Origin of the sequence: Actinomadura harenae, from assembly GCF_003696215.1 — a bacterium.
Taxonomy (GTDB): Bacteria; Actinomycetota; Actinomycetes; order Streptosporangiales; family Streptosporangiaceae; genus Spirillospora; species Spirillospora harenae.
Genome location: NZ_RFFG01000141.1, coordinates 1 through 16,609, shown reverse-complemented (window position 1 = coordinate 16,609; position 16,609 = coordinate 1). Strand labels below are relative to the sequence as shown.

Here is a 16,609-nt window from a genome sequence, read left to right as displayed (position 1 = left end):
CCGGTGCCTCCGGGTGCCGTCCCGGACGCGGCCGCTCCCCCGCCGCCGCCCGCCCCCTACCCGTCGTCGTCGCAGAGTGGGGCACCGGTGAGCGAGGCGTCGTTCGGCGCGCCCCCCGCGCCCGGCGACCCGTCCGCGGGTGCGGGTGCGGCACCCTTCGGCTCCCCCGGCAGCCCGGCACCTGCCGCTCCCGTCCCCGCACCGAGCCCTCCGGGCGCTGACGGCATGCCGGGGGGCGCGTTCGTTCCGGGTGCCGTGCCTCCGACCGCTTTGAGCCCGAGCGGCTCCGGTCCGGGTGCGGCTCCCGCTACGGCGCTGAACCCTGGCGCCGCCGACCCGCAGGCGGGCGGGTGGGCTTCGCCGTCCGGGCCCTCCGCCGGAAACGCCGCCGGAAACGCCGCCGGGCCGGCTGGCGGTGGGTTTCAGCAGGGGGTGACGACGGCGGATCCGTCGTACCGGATGCCGCCCGCCGGGCCCGCGGCCCCGCCGCCGGGTCCTCCCCCGGGTCCGCCGCCGGGTGGCGGGGTTCCGGTGTGGTCTGGTGATCCGGAGGCGACGCAGCTGGATCCGGGTCGCGGGCGTTCCGCCGCGCCGGGTGCGGGCGGCCGTGCGTTCGACGCGACCACCGCGGACGCGTCGTCGCCGGGTCCGGCGCCTCTGGCGGGTGCGGGCGGGGCGTGGGCGTCGGACGCGACGACGGCTGACGCCTCGGCGCAGCCGGTGCTGCCGCCGCCTCCGGCGCCGGTGTCGGAGCCGCCTCCGCCGATGCCGCAGGCCCCGGTTCCGCCGCAGGGCCCGCAGGTCGCCGAGGCGTACGGGATCCGGTTCCTGTGCGGGGCGGACGACATCGAGCGTGTGGTGACGGAGGTGCGGCGGCGCGGGAAGTGGGCGCGGCGGCTGCGCGGCCAGGAGGTGTCGAGCGCGTCGGCGCCGGGTCTGCTGCTGATCGGGGAGCCGTCGAGCGGGCAGCGGCGGCTGGCGCGGATGGCGGCGCGGGCGCTGGCGGAGGTCGAGGCGGGCAGCGGCGAGATCCGCACGGTGCGCGCGGAGGAGGTCGCGGCGAACGGCCCGGAGGGGCTGGGCGAGCTGCTGGCGGGCCACGCCGGTCACGTCCTGCTGCTGGACGGCCTGGACGCGCTGGTCCTGGACGAGCCGCGCGGCGCGGGGTACTCGGCGGCGCTGGCGCGCGCCCGGCTCGAGGGCGTGAGCGACACGGCGCTGGTGGGGACGTGCGCGCCGGCGCGGGTGGGTGAGCTGTCGGCGGCCGCGCCGGAGCTGGTGACGGATCTGCGGGCGGTGCGGCTGCCGGATCTGTCGCGGCCGCGTGAGCGTGAGGCGCTGCTGCGGCTGCTGGCGGAGGAGCGCCGCCTGCGGATCGGCGAGGACGCCTGGACGGTGGTGCGGCGTGATCTGGCGGCGCTGCGCGGGCGTGGCCGCGTGACCGGCGCGCGCCTGGTGGAGGCGTACCTGGACCGTGCGGCGACCAGCCATCTCGGCCGTGCGGCGGCGACGCAGGCGATCGGTGACACGGGAGCGCTGACCTTGTCGGCGTCCGATTTCGAGGGGGTCGCCGACTCCCTCGTCACCCCCTGACCTCCGTCTGAGAACCATGGCAGGGCCCGTCCTCCTCGCTGGAGGACGGGCCCTGCTCACGTTGTGGTGAGGGTGCGGCGGAGGTCCTCGAGGCGTTCGCCGGTCCAGTCGATGGCGGGGTCGGCCTCGAGGAAGGTCATGACGATGCCGGCGATGCCGAGTGCGGGCTGTGACCATTCGGCGGGTCCGGGTGCGCCGAAGGGGTTGGCCTGGAAGCGGCGGGTGGCGATGGAGGGGTTGGCGGGGGCCATGACGACTAGGCCGCGGATGGTGGCGCTGGCGAGGTTGGCGACGGTGTCGAAGCCGGCGTCCAGGTCGGGGCGCAGGCGGAGCCCGAGCAGGCCGGTGACGTGTTCGTAGGTTCCGGCGACGCGGTGGATGAGGGCGTGTTCGGAGGTGGTGAGGGCGTCCTGCACCTCGGTGCGCAGGTCGCCGTCGGGGAGGCTGAGGAAGGTGGCGTGCAGGGCGAGGTAGGTGCGCCACTCGGGTGAGCCGAGGAAGGTCTCGAACTCGCGCAGGGCGCCCTGCCGGAGGATCTCGGCGGCCAGGGCGCGGCGGTGGGCGGGGGTGCGGAGCCAGTCGAGGTGGTCGAGCACGACGCGTGCGACCGCGTCGGTCGCGGCGATGTCGCCGCTGCCGGCGGCGGGGCCGGTCCCGCGGGCGAGTTCGCGGAGCAGGTCGCTGAAGAAGAGGTCCTTGTAGGGCCAGCGGCGGTAGACGGCGCTGCGGGCGACGCCGGCGTCGCGGATGACGTCCTCGAAGCTGATGTGGTCGAGGCTGACGGTCAGTCCGGCCTGGTTGACCATCGCGAGCGCGGTCGTCAGCATCCGCTGCTCGGTCTCCTCGTCGGAGAGGCGGCGGCGGCGCCGGGTGAGGCCGCTGGGGGCCGTCGCGTCATGGCTCACTTGTCGCCCTCCATCCGTTTGAAATACGATGTCTCAAGTTCCAAGTTTTAAGTACCAAGTCTGTTCGGAGTCTATCCCACACCCCTCGCCCGGACCGTGGGAAACGACGGGAGCGCAGGAGACCATGACCGGAACCCCGAACCACCCGACCACCCCCGAGCCGACACGGCGCCGCGGCCGCGCACTGCCCCTCACCGCCGCCGCCCTCCTCGGCGTCGCCTCGGCGGCCGCGCTCGCCGCGGGCGGCCTCGCCCTCGCCAAGGCCAACGGCCACGGCGGATACGTCGGCCTCGGCGACGCCGACCTCCACACGGGCCACCCGGCCGTGATCAGCGACGCCTACGACTGGAGCAAGGCCAAGCCGTTCCTGTTCGGCAGCGCGCGCGAAGTCCGCATCCGCCTGGTCCCCTCCTCGGGCGGCGCCCCGGCGTTCATCGGCCTGGCCCGGCCGGACGACCTGCGCACCTACCTGTCCGGCGCCGCCTACACCACCGGGCACAGGAACACCGGCAACGGCGTCACCTTCACCCAGCACCCCGGCGCACCGTCCGCGACGCCACCCACCACCGCCTCGGTCTGGACCGCCCGCGCCACCGGCGCCGGCACGCTCACACTGCGGTTCGACGCGGCGGACCAGCGCGGCGACCGGGTCCTCGTCGCGATGAACGCCGACGGGTCACCGAACGTCGGCGGGCGCGTGGAGACCGCCGCGACCCAACCCTCGCTCCCCTGGATCGGCGGCGGCCTGCTCGCCGGCGGCGCCGTCCTGCTCGCCGCGACGGCCGGGGCCGTCACCGTCGCGCGCCGCCGCGGGACCGCCCGCCGCTCACCCGGGGCGGCCTGACCGATGGCCCGCCTCCCCCTGATCCTCGCGACGGTCTCGGTCGGCCTGTTCGCCGGATTCTGCTTCTGCTACACCGTCGCGATCACCCGCGGCCTCGCCCACCTGGACGACCAGCAGTACGTGACGGCGATGCGGAGGCTGAACGACGCCGTCCCGAGCGTCCCGTTCCTCCTGGTGCTCGGCGGTTCGGTGGTCTGGCCGCTCGTCGCGTTCGCGCTGGCGTCACCGCGGCACCCGGCCCCCCGCACCTGGCTGATCGCGGCGGCCGCCGTCTGCTGCCTCGCCGCGTTCGCCGTCACCGTCGCGGGGAACGTCCCCCTCAACGGACGCCTGGCCGCCGCTGTCACCCACGACGCGGCGGGCTTCCACCGCGCCCGGGAATCCTTCGAGCACACGTGGAACGTCCTGCACCTGGTCCGCACGCTGCTTTCCGGCCTGGCGTTCGCGCTGCTGGTCGGCGCGTGCCTGCCCCACTCCCGCCAGCACGCACCGGCGTCCGCGACGTCCGCCGCCACGTCCGCCGGGGCCCCATCCGAACCCCACCCCGCCTGACGGCGTCCGCGTTACCGCCCTCGCGATCGCCACCCTCGCCCCGGCCGGCGCGGCGTCAGCGTCCGAGTCGCGCTCCGCCACGGCAACGCTTACAACGCCATGCACGGCGAGGCCCTGGCCCATGCGAACTACCGCTTCTACGCGGCCCAGGCGGGGCGCCAGCGTCTGCGCGGGGTCCAGGCCCTGTTCACCAAGACCGCCGCGACCGAACTCCACGACCACCTCACCCAGGAGGCCCGCCTGGTCCACTTCGTCCACGACGACATCACCAACCTGTGCGACAGCATCAAAGGAGAGCTGGAGGAGGCGACGCGCCTGTACCCGCGCTTCGCCGCCCAGGCCCGGCAGGACGGCGACGACAACGCCGCCCGCCTGACCGCACTGGGTGCCGCGACCGGGCAGCCCCGCGCCACGGTCTTCGGCATCACCGCCGCCATCGGCGTCGCGACCTACGCCCTCAACGGATTCGCCCCGCACATCGGCGCCGGTGCCCTGCGCTACGCCACCCCCTTCCACTACTACATCGGCACCCACCCCCTCACCAGCGGCTTCGACCCCGCCCCGATCCTGGCCATGACCGGCGCGACGCTCCTCCTGCTCGCCCTCGGCACCTGGCGCTTCACCCACCGCGACCTCGGCCGCTGCCCCCTTTCCCTTCCAGTCCCCGAGCCCGACGGCCCGGGGACTCAGCCGTCGACACGCGCGGAAGATCCGACGCTCGATGAGCGGCCTCCGCCCGCCGGCTCCGGTGGTGGAGGTGTTGATCGTGGGGTGCGGCGGGACAATCGGGATGAACGCGAACGCATCCTCGCCAGCGGGCAAGTAGGGGTATGACCCTCTATAAGAAGCCGGCCGCGGCGTCGGGCGCCGACACGGCCAAGCCGTCCTGGGTGAAGTTGTGCTCGCCCAGAGGCCCCGCCGACGCCACCAAGGAGAGGGCCTGCGTCAGGTCGGCGGGCACGCCCGAGAACCACGACGAGTTCTCCGACCCTGAGAAGGGCACCAGCAGCCGTTTCACGCCCCTGCTCGTCGAGGGGGCTTGCGACAACGCGATCCATGACGCGCACAAGGCGGCGTCGTGGAAGAGGGTTCCGCGTGTCCGTGACTGAGGACATCGGGCGCCCGGGAAGCGCATCGGGGAGTGAAGCTCAGAGGTCTTCGCCGCGCGGGTCGGGGAAGTCGGCCAAACAGCGGCTCGGGGCGTTGGTGTCGCCGGAGATGCGGTTGCGGGTCTCCAACTCGCTGTTCCAGCGTCGTCACCACCGTCTGCCCGACGGATACCTGCTGCTACCGGTGAACGGGCGTCTGCGGGTGGTCGGGGTGCGGGAAGACCCCTCTCCGATGCAGGCATGGCGGGAGACGCTGGAGTTCGTCTGCTCGGTGTTGTCGGCGGCGTCGGTGCCGTTCTTCTGCCTGCGGCCCGTGGACTTCCGGGCCTCGGGCGTCGCCGTGCCGAAGGCCCACCAGAAGACGGCCGCGGAGGCGCTGGCCGCGGCCGCCGCGGAGGTGTACGCGCAGATCGGCCCCGTGAACGACCCGGACGGCAGCAAGTCCACCAGCAAGCGGGAGGCTTGGGAGCGGCTGGGCGCGCGCAAGGCGTTCCGCATCTCGCGGAACTACTGCGCGCCGGACGGGCGGATGGTCCTCGGGCCCGAGCACGGTTGCGTGGTCGAGTTCTGGGAGTCGAAGGACGGAGAGCTGACGGCCCCGCGCGCCAACCGCATCACCGACGTGCTGCCCCCCGAAGGCGAGATCACCTACGTCTCCGCGCCCGTGCTGACCCTGATGGCGAACAGGGACGACACCGAGGCGCGCTATCCCACCCGGGCCGACTTCCTCTTGCCGGTGGTGGACGAGGTCCCGTTCCCCATCGACGTGGTCTACACGTGGGTGGACGGCGGCGACCCGGCGTGGCGGACCCGCCGCGACGCGGCCCACGAGCGGGCCACCGGCGAGACGCTGCACGAGCAGGCGGCCAACGAGTCCAGGTACATCAGCCGCGACGAACTCCGGTACTCGCTGCGCAGCCTCGCCCTGTACGCGCCGTGGGTGCGGCACATCTACATCGTCACCGACGCGCAGGTGCCGCCCTGGCTGAACACCGCCCATCCGAAGATCACGGTGGTGGACCACAAGGAGATCTTCGGCCCCCGCGGCCTGCTGCCGACGTTCAACTCCCACGCGATCGAGTCGCAGCTCCACCACATCGAGGGGTTGTCGGAGTACTTCCTGTACTTCAACGACGACGTGTTCCTCGGACGCCCGCTGGTTCCGAACTCGTTCTTCCACCCGAACGGGACCGGCAAGTTCTTCCCGTCCAGCAAACGGGTGGACCTGCGTGACCGGTCGGCGGCCGACCTGCCGGCGACGGCGGCGGGCAAGAACACCCGGCGGCTGATCGAGCGGACCTTCGGCGGGGTGCCGCTGGCGCGGATCAAGCACACCCCGCACGCGCTGCGGCGCAGCGTCCTGTCGGAGATCGAGCACCAGTTCGCCGCCGAGAGCGCCGAGACCGCCGCCCACCAGTTCCGGCACCCGGACGACGTGGCGATCCCGTCGTCGCTGTACCACTACTACAGCTTCTTCACCGGCCGGGCGGTCGAGGCCGACATGACGTACCGGTACATCAACCTGGCCTCCCCGGAGGCCGCCGAGCGGCTGGACACGGCGTTGGAGCAGCGGCCGTACGAGTGCTTCTGCATCAACGACACCGAGTTCGACGCGGAGGAGACGGCGCGGCAGCACGAGTTGGTCGAGCGGTTCCTGCAGGCGTACTTCCCGATGCCAAGCCCGTACGAGGTCGGATCGGACGAATGAGGCTGTCCCTTCCGATACGGGCGCAGGCCGTGATCGGTGTCGTCCTGCTGCTCCTGTCGGGCGTGGTGGTGGTCCAGGGGGTGGACGCTCGCCACACGACCGGCGCGACGCGGCTCGCCGGGCCGTCCTCGGTCGCGTTCATGCAGGTCGTCGCCCATCCGGACGACGATCTGTACTTCATCGACCCCGACCTGGTCCAGGCGGTGCGGTCGGGGGCGCCGGTGAGCACGGTCTACGTCACCGCGGGAGAGGCCAACGGCCGGAACGGCGCCCGAGGGCAGCCCCGGGTCCCCGTCGACTACCCGGCCTACATCGCGGCGCGGCACGCCGGGCTGCGGCGCGCCTACGCGCAGATGGCGACCGGGGACCCGAACGCGGCGTGGACGCGCGGCGTCCTGCCCGCCAAGGACGGGCCGGTCGAGTCCGACACCCTGGCCGAGCGGCCGAACGTGCGGCTGGTGTTCCTCAACACCGGCAACTGGCGCGGCCCCGGCGGCACGATGCAGCGGTTGATGGGGTTGTGGGAGGGCGGGGTCGGACGGCTGCGGACCCGTCCGGCCCTCGGCAGCCCGGTGAGCGGGTCGGTGTCGTACACGCGGGCCGCGCTGATCGCGCAGTTGGACGAGCTGATGCGGCGGTTCCACCCGTCCGTGATCCGCACCCTGGATCCGGACCCGGAGCGTGGCACCGACTCCAAGGGTTTCGAGCATCGCATCGACCATCCCGACCACACCGCCACGGCGCTGATGACGCGAGAGGCCGCGCGGCGCTACCAGAAACAGGTGTCCGGGCCGGTGGTGACGGAGTACTACCGGGGCTACTACAACCGGCACTGGCCGGCCAACCTCGGCCCCAAGGCGTTCGAGGAGAAGATGTCGTTCATCCGTACCTACGGGTGGGCCGACAAGGGCCGATTCCCCTGCCGGGATCCCGGCGGATGCGGCGACCTGCAAACCGGGAACTCCGGCGACCGCAACGGCTGGCCGCAGAGCACCCACCCCCGCTACCCCGGTTCCACCCGTTGGATGCAGCCGCAGGCCGATGGACGGCTGGTGGCGTTCGCGGTGGTCAGCGACCGGGTGATGCGCTGGGAGCAGGACCGGCCGGGCGGCGGATGGCGTCCGGGCGTGCCGATGCCGGATCCCGGCTTCGTGTCCGACCTTGACGTGGCGCGGCTGCCGGACGGCCGTCTGGCGGTGTTCGGGCTGCGCGTGCTGCGGACCACCGCGCTGACCCGGCCCCGCTACCGGATCATGTACGCGCGGCAGGACCGCCCCGACGGGCCGTTCGGTGACTGGCTCGACCTGGGCAACCCCGCCGGATCCACCGTGGTGCGCGAGCACGACGCGGGCTCTCCGGTGACGGCCGTGGACGGCGCCGGTCGGATCGCGGTGTTCAGCCGCAACGCCGGTCAGGGCGTCAGCGTCCGGTACCAGAACGCCGACCAGACCTTCGGGCCGTGGACCGACCTCGGCGGCAAGCGCGTCCAGGACGGATTGACCGCAGGAACCGACGCTTCGGGACGCATCGAGGTATTCGGTGCCGCGATCCCGGCCTGGGCCAAATGGCGATGGAACAGGCCACCGGGCACGCCGGGCCTGTGGCACTGGCGCCAACCCGCCCCCGGGCGTCCGCTCGAAGGCCCCGGGGCTTGGATGCCGACGAAGGTGGGCGTGGCCGGGCCGCTGACCATGGCTCGCGACGGGCAGGGGCGGCTGAGCCTCGTCGCGCGGCAGGTCGGAGGGCCCGGCACGCTGGTGTTCCGGCAGCAGGCTCCGGACGGAGCGTGGCCGCACCGACCCGAGACCCTGCCCGGCCCGGGCGGGTTCGGCCCGGTCGGTGCGGTGGGCTCGGCTGAAGCGGTGGCCCCGGCGGAAGCGGCGGGGCCGACCGGAGCGGCGGGGCGGGCTGAAGGGGCGGGGCGGGCCGGAGCCACTGGAGGTGGTCTGCTGCTGGTCGGACGGGACGCGTCCGGTGGCGTGGGCGCCTCGGCGGGCGGAGTCCGCTGGCAAAGCGCGCCGGGCCTGTTCATGCATGCCCCCGCCACGGTGGTGGACGGACGGGGCAGAGCCGTCACGGCCGTGCTGGACCCGTTGGGGCGGCTCCAAGTGACCCGCCCCTACACCCCCTCCGGTTCCGGAGCAGATGCCGCCCGATGGCAGTGGCAGACCGTGGGCGCACGCGTGCCCGGTGAGAGATGAGAGCGGGAGACGACAAGCGATGAACGCGTCGCGGTACTGGCGCATGGCGCGCAGCGATCCGGGCTGGTTCGCCCAGCGCCTGCGCGAGGAGGCCGAGGTCCGTACGGTGGCCGCGCAGCGGCGCATCCGCCGTGAGACCGACGACGCGGTCCGGGTGGCCGTCGCGCGCAGCGGGCTGGCCAAGGTGGTCGCCTCCGGGCCGTCGGCCGAGGTGTCCTACTTCGCGGTCCTGGACGGCTGCACCCTCAACCTGCACGCCCGGCTCCCCGAAGCGGTGGACGGCCCGGCCGAGCTGGTGTTCGCCCGCGCGGGCCAGCGTCTTCGCGCGCCCGTCGACCCGGTGGTCGCCGGGGAGCTGACCGCGACCGTGCCGCTGGGCGAGGCCACCGGCGGCGTGCGGCTGGGACGCGGCGGTTGGCGGATCGGCCTCCAGGTGCACACCGCCGCCGGTGAACGCGCCTTCACCCTGCTCGGCGGCGCGCGCGTCCTCGGCGCCTGGGACGGCCCGACCACGCTGACACCGCCGTGCCCCCTGTCGGGGATGCGGTTCGTCCCCGAGACCTCAACGACCGGGATGTGCCTGCTGCGGGTCTCCGACCCCGAGCCGTCCGCCGAGATCGTCGGTCTGGATCTCACCTTCGCCCGGATCGCCGTCGACTTCGAACTGGTCGGAGCGTCGGCCACCGCACAGGCCGCGGTGCGTTTCCAGGCGCGCGGCAAGGCGGGCGGCTCCGCGTCCGCGCACTCCGTCGCCGCCACACCGGTCGAACGTCCCGGCGCGCGCGGCCCGGGCTTCCGCGTCACCGCGCCGCTGGGGCAGATGGCCTCCGGCGGCGGCGGCCGGGAACGGCTGTGGCACCTGTTCGCCGAACCGTCCGGTGAGCGTCCGCTGCGGCTCGGCCGCCGCCTGCACGACGTGCGCGACCCGCGCCGCACCCTGCGCGTGGCGCAGCGGATGCTGGCCGTCTCCCCGGACGCGCTGCTGCGCGTCCGCCCCTACTACACCGGCTCCGGCGATCTGGTCCTGGCCTGCGCGCCCGTCCCGACCAGCGCCCCCGCCGCGTCCCCGGAGGTTTCCTCGTGAAGATCACGTTCATGCTCACCTGGGCCGACGCCATGGGCGGCACCGAGCGCGCCGTCTACACCCAGGCCGAGTTCCTCGCCGCGCGGCACGACGTGGAGATCATCAGCGTCTTCCGGACCAGCGCCGAGCGGTTCTTCGACACCACGATCCCGGTCCGCTACCTGGTGGACGAGACCGGGCCGGTGCCGCGCCCGGTCCGCGACAGCGGCATGAGCGACGAGGTCTGCCGCGCCCTGGCCGCCGCGCCGTCCCGGCTGATCGAACCGCGCTGGGAGAAGGCGTTCCACCGGCTGTCGGACATGGAGATCGAGCACATCCTGCGCGAGCTGGACACCGACGTGCTGGTGTCCACCTCACCCGCGCTGATGGCGGTGACCACCACCCTGCCGCCCGCGCGGGTCCTGACCGTCCACCAGGAGCACCGGCCGTCGCAGATCCGCGGCGGCACCGGCGAACCGCTGTTCCGGTACGCGCCGCGTCTGGACGCCCTCGTGGTGCTGACCGAACGCACCCGCGAATGGTTCGCCGAGTCCCTGACCGACTGCGCGCCCCTGCTCGAGGTGATCGTCAACCCCGTCCCCGCCGGGTTCCGGCCGCGCTCGTCGCTGTCGGCCAAGGCGGTCACCATGGCGCGGCGGCTGGTGCCCGACAAGCAGGTCGACCACGCGATCCGCGCGTTCGCCCAGGTCGTCGAGACCCACCCGGACTGGGTGCTGCGGGTGTTCGGCGACGGTCCGCAGGCGACCGCGCTGCGCCGCCTGGTCAACGCGCTCGGGCTGCACGACAACGTCCAGCTGCTCGGCCCGACCGGGCGCATGGCCGAGGAGTGGGCCAAGTCGTCGATCTGCCTGCTCACCTCCCGCGACGGCGAGGCGTTCCCGCTGGTGCTGGGCGAGGCGTTCGCCGCCGGGGTCCCGGCGGTCAGCTACGACTGCCAGACCGGCCCCGCCGAGATCATCACCGACGGCGTCAACGGGTTCCTGGTCGCCCAGGACGACATCGACGGCCTGGCCGCCGCGCTGCTCAAGCTGATCGACCACCCGGACACGCTGAAGGACTTCGGCGCCGCCGCGCTGCGCCAGGCCGCCGAGTACGACATCGACCTGATCATGGGCCGGTGGGACGACCTGTACCACCGGCTGCTGGCCGGCCGCGACGCCCCCGCCCGGTCGTCCGGCAAGATCGACCGGCTCGCCGCCTGGGGCGTGCGCACCGGCGGCTCGGGCTTCGCACCCGCCGTCCCGGCCCCCACGACCCGGCTGGACGGACCGTCCGCCCGCCGCGAGACCACGCTGGCCGCCCAGGACACCGGGCTGGTCCGGTTCGGCGGACGCCTGTGCCGCGTCGCGGGCGACCTGATGCCCGGCGACATCGCCCAGGCCAACCTGGGGCTGGTGGCCGACGCGCTGGAGGACGCCGGGATCGCCTACCAGGTCCTCCGCGACCCCGGCCCCCGGCACCGCGTCGTCACCAGCGCCGAGAAGCGGGCCGCCGCCATCGACGCGCTGACCGCCGCCTTCGCCGACCGGCCCGTCTACGCCGACCGGATGCATCCCGGCGGACGCACCGGCCGGACGACCCTGGTCGCCGACCTGACCGACGACATCGACATCGCCGGGCTGCGCATCTTCCAGCCCGTCGTGTCGGCCTCCCGCACCCTCAGCTACGGCGCCGCCTACGGTTGCGACCTGGAGTTCTGGACCGAGGACCCGGACGGCGGCGACCTCGTCCCGCTGCGCCGGACCCTGATCGGCGACACCGTCCCCAAGGCCGTGCTGGCGGGCGTCGGCCGCGTCACCATCGGCGACCGCACCCACCCCTCGGTGTCCGCCCTCGACCGCACCCTGGTCGCCGACCTCACCTTCCCGATCGACGTCGTCTACACCTGGGTCGACGGGGACGACCCCGCCTGGCGGGCCCGCCGCGACGAGGCGTTCACCGCGATGGGACGCCCGCCCGTCGAGGCCGCGGGTTCGGAGGCCCGCTTCCGCTCCCGCGACGAACTGCGCTACTCGCTGCGCAGCCTGGAGATGTTCGCGCCCTGGATCCGCACGATCCACCTGGTCACCGACCGGCAGGTCCCCGCCTGGCTCGACACCGGCCACCCGAGGATCCACGTCGTGGACCACAGTGAGATCTTCGGCGACCGCGGACGGCTGCCCAGCTTCAACAGCCACGCGATCGAGTCCCAGATCCACAACATCGAGAGCCTGTCGGAGCACTTCCTGTACTTCAACGACGACGTCTTCCTCGGCACGCCCGTCAGCCCCGACCGCTTCTTCCACCCCAGCGGCACCACCAAGTACTTCATGTCGCCGACCTCGGTCGCGCTCACCCCGATCGACCCGGAGGACGACTTCAACTTCGCCGCCGGAAAGAACAACCGCGTGCTGATCGAGGAGGCGTTCGGCCACACCCTGACCCACGCGTTCCTGCACGCGCCCCACCCACTGCGCCGCGACGTCCTGACCGACCTCACCACCGCGTTCCCCGAAGCGGTCGCGCGCACGGCCGCCGCGCAGGTCCGCTCGCACACCGACATCTCCATCCCGTCCTCGCTGCACCACTACTACGCCCACTTCACCGGACGCGGCGTACCCGGCGACATCCGCTGCACCTACGTCAACGTCGGCGACGCCGGCCAGCACCCCAGGCTCACCCAGATCCTCACCCAGCGCCGGCACGAGGTGATCTGCCTCAACGACACCCACCACGGCGACCTGTCGGCCGAGGAACAGAGCCAGGTCGTCTTCGCCTTCCTGGAGAGCTACTTCCCGATCGCCAGCTCCTTCGAAAAAGCCAGCACCCGCAACCGGCGCCTCCGCGTTGCGACATGAGGGAGGGCAGCGGCAGCGCCTTGAAGGCGTGGGCTTCGTCGACGAGGACGAAGTCGATGCCGAGTTGTTCGAAGGTGACTCCATCGTCGCGTTCGGAGTCCGTGAGCTGTTCGTAGCGGGCCCTGAGCCGCAGCACCTGCCTGGCCAGCGGAGACCGGTCGTCCAGGTCGTCGGAGTGGGCCGCGTCTTGGAACCGCTCGATCAGGTCGAGCATGAACTCGGCCTCGGTCTCCGCACCATCCTCGGCTTGGGCCTCAGGTCCGTGCCACCCGAGGAAATGCAGCTCCGTGTGACGATGGTGACGGGTGTGTTCGCGCGAGGGCTCTTGCGAGACCGGGCGGGTGGAGCCGAGCCCGCCGACGCCGTTGAGCTGGTCCGACTGCCCGAGCTGTGAGGTGATGGCGCCGCCGGTGTGCCGGACGCGGGACGGGAAGGCCGCCTCAAGACCGCGCCCCACGACCGCTCAGGCGCCCCGTTGTTCCAGGGCCTTGCGCAGGCCGTAGACGGCGGCGCCGGCCGCGATCACCCCGGCGCCCCACAGCACCGAGGCGAGCGGCAGGGCGAAGGCCAGGACCAGGCAGCCCGCCGTGCCGACGATGGGGACGATCCGCGCGGGGCGGCCCTCGGCAGGAGTGAGCGTCCAGGCGGAGGCGTTGGCGATGGCGTAGTAGGCCAGCACGCCGAAGGAGGAGAAGCCGATCGCGCCGCGCACATCGGTGGTCGCGGCCAGAACGGCGACCACCGCGCCGACCGCGAGTTCGGCACGGTGAGGCACCTTGAACCTCGGGTGGACGGCGGCCAGGACATGCGGCAGGTGCCGGTCGCGCGCCATCGCCAGGGTGGTGCGTGAGACCCCGAGGATCAGCGCGAGCAGCGACCCGGTCGCGGCGACGGCCGCCCCGACGCGCACCACCGGGGCCAGGCCCGGGACACCGGCGGCGCGCACGGCCTCGGCGAGCGGGGCGGCGGTGTGGGCGAGCAGGTCAGGCCCGAGCACCGCGAGCACGCAGGCGGCGACGGCCGCGTAGACGACCAGCGCGATGCCGAGCGCGACGGGGATGGCGCGGGGGATCGTCCGTTTCGGGTCGCGGACCTCCTCGCCGAGGGTGGCGATGCGCGCGTACCCGGCGAACGCGAAGAACAGCAGCCCGGCCGCCTGGAGCACGCCGCCGAAGGTGATGTCCGCGCCGGCGTCCAGGTGCGCGGCCTGCGCCGTGCCACCGGTCAGGCAGGCGGTGACCACGGCGGCGAGCACCGCGAGGACGACCGCGACGATCCCGCGCGTCAGCCACGCGGACTTCTGCACGCCGACGTAGTTCACCGCGGTCAGCGCCACCACCGCGCCGACCGCGACGGCGTGCGCCCGTCCCGGCCATGCGTACGCGCCCACGGTCAGGGCCATCGCCGCGCAGGAGGCGGTCTTGCCGACCACAAAACCCCAGCCGGCCAGGTAGCCCCAGAAGTCACCGAGCCGCTCGCGGCCATAGACGTAGGTGCCCCCCGACTGCGGGTAGCGGGCGGCCAGCCGGGCGGAAGAGGTGGCGTTGCAGTACGCCACCACCGCGGCCAGCGCCAGGCCCAGCAGCAGACCGGACCCGGCAGCCGACGCGGCCGGTGCGAGTGCGGCGAAGATCCCCGCGCCGATCATCGAACCGAGCCCGATCACCACGGCGTCGAACACGCCCAGGTGCCGCTTCAGCTCTCCCGCTCCGGCAGACGCCGTCCCACCCATCGCTCGCCCCTCGACCACGGCCGCACAGCTATGACGGAATCCGATATCGGCGCACGATATAGGGCCGGGATGTCGGGCAGACGACCCCGCCCCGACGCGAGGTGTACGCATTTGCCGCAGGAAACAGGGCGGGCCGGAGCAGATGAGCGCGAGCGCCGCCGAAGTGATCTCCCTCGGACGAGATCAGCCCGAGTCCTTCGACGAAGCGGTGAAGGCACACCTCGGGTCGACGGGGACCGGCGGGTCGTCGACCCGAGCACCATCAACCGGGAACTGTCGGAGATGAAGGCCGCCGTCGATCGTGCCGAGGAATCCGTCCTGAGAGGATGGAGACATCGGGAGCAGGGTCACTGCCGCCTCGGCGCACCCCACCACGTTCCGTCGCTCTGCCTGTAGACGCGGTTCCAGTCCTCATCGGAAGCACCGGCAGGGACTTCGACGAGCATCGTCTTCGCTTCGAGGCGGAGGTCGTCGATCTGGTTGATGGTCAGGCGCCGACAGGCCCAGAGCAACTCGGCCATGTCGTCCGCCGGCGGATCGTCGGGTGGCGGCGGCTCGTGCAGGTCGATGCCGGTGACGGCGGCCAGATCGGCGGCGGGAATGCCGAGGACGGTTGCGAACCCGGCCAGCCAGCGCGGCTTCAGATCGGTGCGGTTCCCGGAGATGCTGTGGAGAGTCGAGGCATCCACGTACATGCGTCCCCGTGTCAGCCACGCCAGGGTCATGGCGGCAGCGACCGGGGAGTGCAGGTTCCGGTTGGCGGACAGCATGGTGACGAGCATCGAACCGGCGCTGCCGTCCCGGCAGTAGTACGTCCGTGGTGGATCGGCCGGACGGAGGTGCGGTAGCTGGGGCAGGTTGTCGGCCTTCTCGCGGATCCGATTCCGCTCGCCTTGGGGCAGCGCCATCGCAGTTCTGACGAGGCGCTGAAGTTCGTGCCCTGCCGCCCGTTCACAGGGCTCCATCGATTCCGGCACCGGCACCCCGGCGATCACGAACAGGTCGGCGGCGTGGAAGCCGAGCCCAGCAGCAAGACCTTCCAATTGCGCTGGGGACGGCGCCACCCCGCTCATCACCGCGCCCACCTCGGACTCCGGGAGGCCGGACACCGACGCCAGCCAGGCGACGTCAGCCCGGCGGCCGTGAAGCAGCCGTGCCAGCAAGGCACCAAAGCCCGGATGTTCGACCATGTCGGGAACCCTAGCCTGGCCACAAACCACCGGCCGGACACGTCCCTGACCAGCAACGAATGCTGCCTGCGGCCCGTTGTTGCCGTATTCCGGTGGCACTCCCGGTATGACCGCACGGGGGCCGGTGGGGGCGGTTCGGGTGGGTGGCGCGGGCGGGACATGGGTGTCACCGGGCGGCATAGTGCCGACGCCGGCGGTCACGATGGGTGCGTGGGAGACGACCGAGGAGTTCGCGAGGACCTTCCCCGTCACGTGCCGGACCGGGCGGCCGATGTCGACCGGGTCGACCGGCTGCTGCTGCTGGTGGCGGAGTTGCGGCGGGCGTCGCCGGACGCGGTGGAGGCCGGTGACCTGGCGCGCAGGCTCGGCGTCAGCGCGCGGACCGTCCGCCGGGACATGGAGCTGCTGACCGGCGGGGGCCTGCGGGTGCGGCACGAACGCGGCCGCGGGTACGCGCTGGGGCCCGAGCCGCCGCGCGAGCCGCTCGGTGAGGCGGCGTCGCTGGTGGGGCCGGTGCGCGACACCCTCGCCGAGGCCGTCCGGACGCGGCGGGTCGTCCGCCTGCTGTACATCGACCGGCAGGGGACGCGGACGGTCCGGGACGTGGAGGCGCACGGCCTGGTCACGGCCCCCGACGCCGACTACCTGGTCGGGTGGTGCCGGTTGCGGGAGGGTCCGCGGATGTTCCGGCTGGAGCGGATCGGCGCGGCGTTCCTGTCGGAGCGGGGCGTGGGGGTGCGGGACCTGGACGCGCTGCTGGCGGCGTTGCGGGTGCCGGTTCCGCGGCCGCCGGCCGAGCCGGTCACGCGGGGTCCGCTCGGGCGGGACGGGGCGGGCGCGGCGCGGGCCCGCGC

14 protein-coding genes are annotated in these 16,609 nt (G+C 73.2%); 11 read left to right on the top strand and 3 right to left on the bottom strand.

The annotated features are described in order from the left end of the window. The first annotated feature begins 765 nt into the window (after positions 1-765). On the top strand, positions 766-1,593 hold the full coding sequence (locus EBO15_RS38985) for a hypothetical protein (RefSeq protein ID WP_147481858.1): 828 nt from the start codon (positions 766-768) through the stop codon (positions 1,591-1,593). Positions 1,594-1,649: 56 nt separating this feature from the next. Here the strand turns inward: EBO15_RS38985 and EBO15_RS38980 are convergent, their stop codons facing one another. Next, the gene (locus tag EBO15_RS38980) at positions 1,650-2,498 is read right to left on the bottom strand and encodes a TetR/AcrR family transcriptional regulator (protein WP_233616764.1); all 849 of its coding nucleotides are present in this window, start codon (positions 2,496-2,498) and stop codon (positions 1,650-1,652) included. Between the two features lie 124 nt (positions 2,499-2,622). On the opposite strand from EBO15_RS38980, the gene EBO15_RS44715 reads away from it, so the two are divergent. From EBO15_RS44715 to EBO15_RS38935, 9 genes are all read left to right on the top strand, one after another. Continuing rightward, on the top strand, positions 2,623-3,342 hold the full coding sequence (locus EBO15_RS44715; protein WP_158628480.1) for a hypothetical protein: 720 nt from the start codon (positions 2,623-2,625) through the stop codon (positions 3,340-3,342). A gap of 3 nt (positions 3,343-3,345) precedes the next feature. After that, positions 3,346-3,894 (top strand): anthrone oxygenase family protein, encoded by a 549-nt coding sequence (locus EBO15_RS38970; protein ID WP_122199495.1) that lies wholly within the window; start codon positions 3,346-3,348, stop codon positions 3,892-3,894. A 99-nt stretch (positions 3,895-3,993) separates the two neighbouring features. Then, positions 3,994-4,728: a ferritin family protein gene (locus EBO15_RS38965; RefSeq protein WP_122199494.1), complete on the top strand. Its 735-nt coding sequence runs from the start codon at positions 3,994-3,996 to the stop codon at positions 4,726-4,728. Next, on the top strand, positions 4,725-5,003 hold the full coding sequence (locus tag EBO15_RS43915; RefSeq protein ID WP_147481857.1) for a hypothetical protein: 279 nt from the start codon (positions 4,725-4,727) through the stop codon (positions 5,001-5,003). The genes EBO15_RS38965 and EBO15_RS43915 overlap by 4 nt, the downstream gene beginning before the upstream one ends. A 109-nt stretch (positions 5,004-5,112) precedes the next feature. Next, positions 5,113-6,711, top strand: a complete 1,599-nt coding sequence (locus EBO15_RS46960) for a stealth family protein (RefSeq protein WP_158628479.1) — start codon at positions 5,113-5,115, stop codon at positions 6,709-6,711. Continuing rightward, on the top strand, positions 6,708-8,912 hold the full coding sequence (locus EBO15_RS38950; RefSeq protein ID WP_122199491.1) for a PIG-L family deacetylase: 2,205 nt from the start codon (positions 6,708-6,710) through the stop codon (positions 8,910-8,912). Before EBO15_RS46960 ends, EBO15_RS38950 begins: the two co-directional genes overlap by 4 nt. Before the next feature lie 19 nt (positions 8,913-8,931). Continuing rightward, entirely contained in the window at positions 8,932-9,996 is a 1,065-nt protein-coding gene (locus EBO15_RS38945) for a hypothetical protein (RefSeq protein ID WP_122199490.1), read from the top strand. Continuing rightward, positions 9,993-12,833, top strand: a complete 2,841-nt coding sequence (locus tag EBO15_RS38940) for a stealth conserved region 3 domain-containing protein (protein ID WP_122199489.1) — start codon at positions 9,993-9,995, stop codon at positions 12,831-12,833. The genes EBO15_RS38945 and EBO15_RS38940 overlap by 4 nt, the downstream gene beginning before the upstream one ends. A gap of 28 nt (positions 12,834-12,861) precedes the next feature. After that, positions 12,862-13,227 (top strand): hypothetical protein, encoded by a 366-nt coding sequence (locus tag EBO15_RS38935; protein ID WP_122199488.1) that lies wholly within the window; start codon positions 12,862-12,864, stop codon positions 13,225-13,227. 69 nt (positions 13,228-13,296) lie between these two features. Here the strand turns inward: EBO15_RS38935 and EBO15_RS38930 are convergent, their stop codons facing one another. Both EBO15_RS38930 and EBO15_RS38920 read right to left on the bottom strand, forming a co-directional pair. After that, positions 13,297-14,565, bottom strand: coding sequence for an APC family permease (locus EBO15_RS38930; protein ID WP_122199487.1), 1,269 nt, complete (start codon positions 14,563-14,565; stop codon positions 13,297-13,299). A gap of 347 nt (positions 14,566-14,912) precedes the next feature. Then, the gene (locus EBO15_RS38920; RefSeq protein WP_147481856.1) at positions 14,913-15,755 is read right to left on the bottom strand and encodes a hypothetical protein; all 843 of its coding nucleotides are present in this window, start codon (positions 15,753-15,755) and stop codon (positions 14,913-14,915) included. A 210-nt stretch (positions 15,756-15,965) separates the two neighbouring features. On the opposite strand from EBO15_RS38920, the gene EBO15_RS38915 reads away from it, so the two are divergent. Continuing rightward, positions 15,966-16,609 (top strand): helix-turn-helix transcriptional regulator (locus EBO15_RS38915; protein WP_158628478.1); only part of this gene is annotated, 644 nt, incomplete at its 3' end.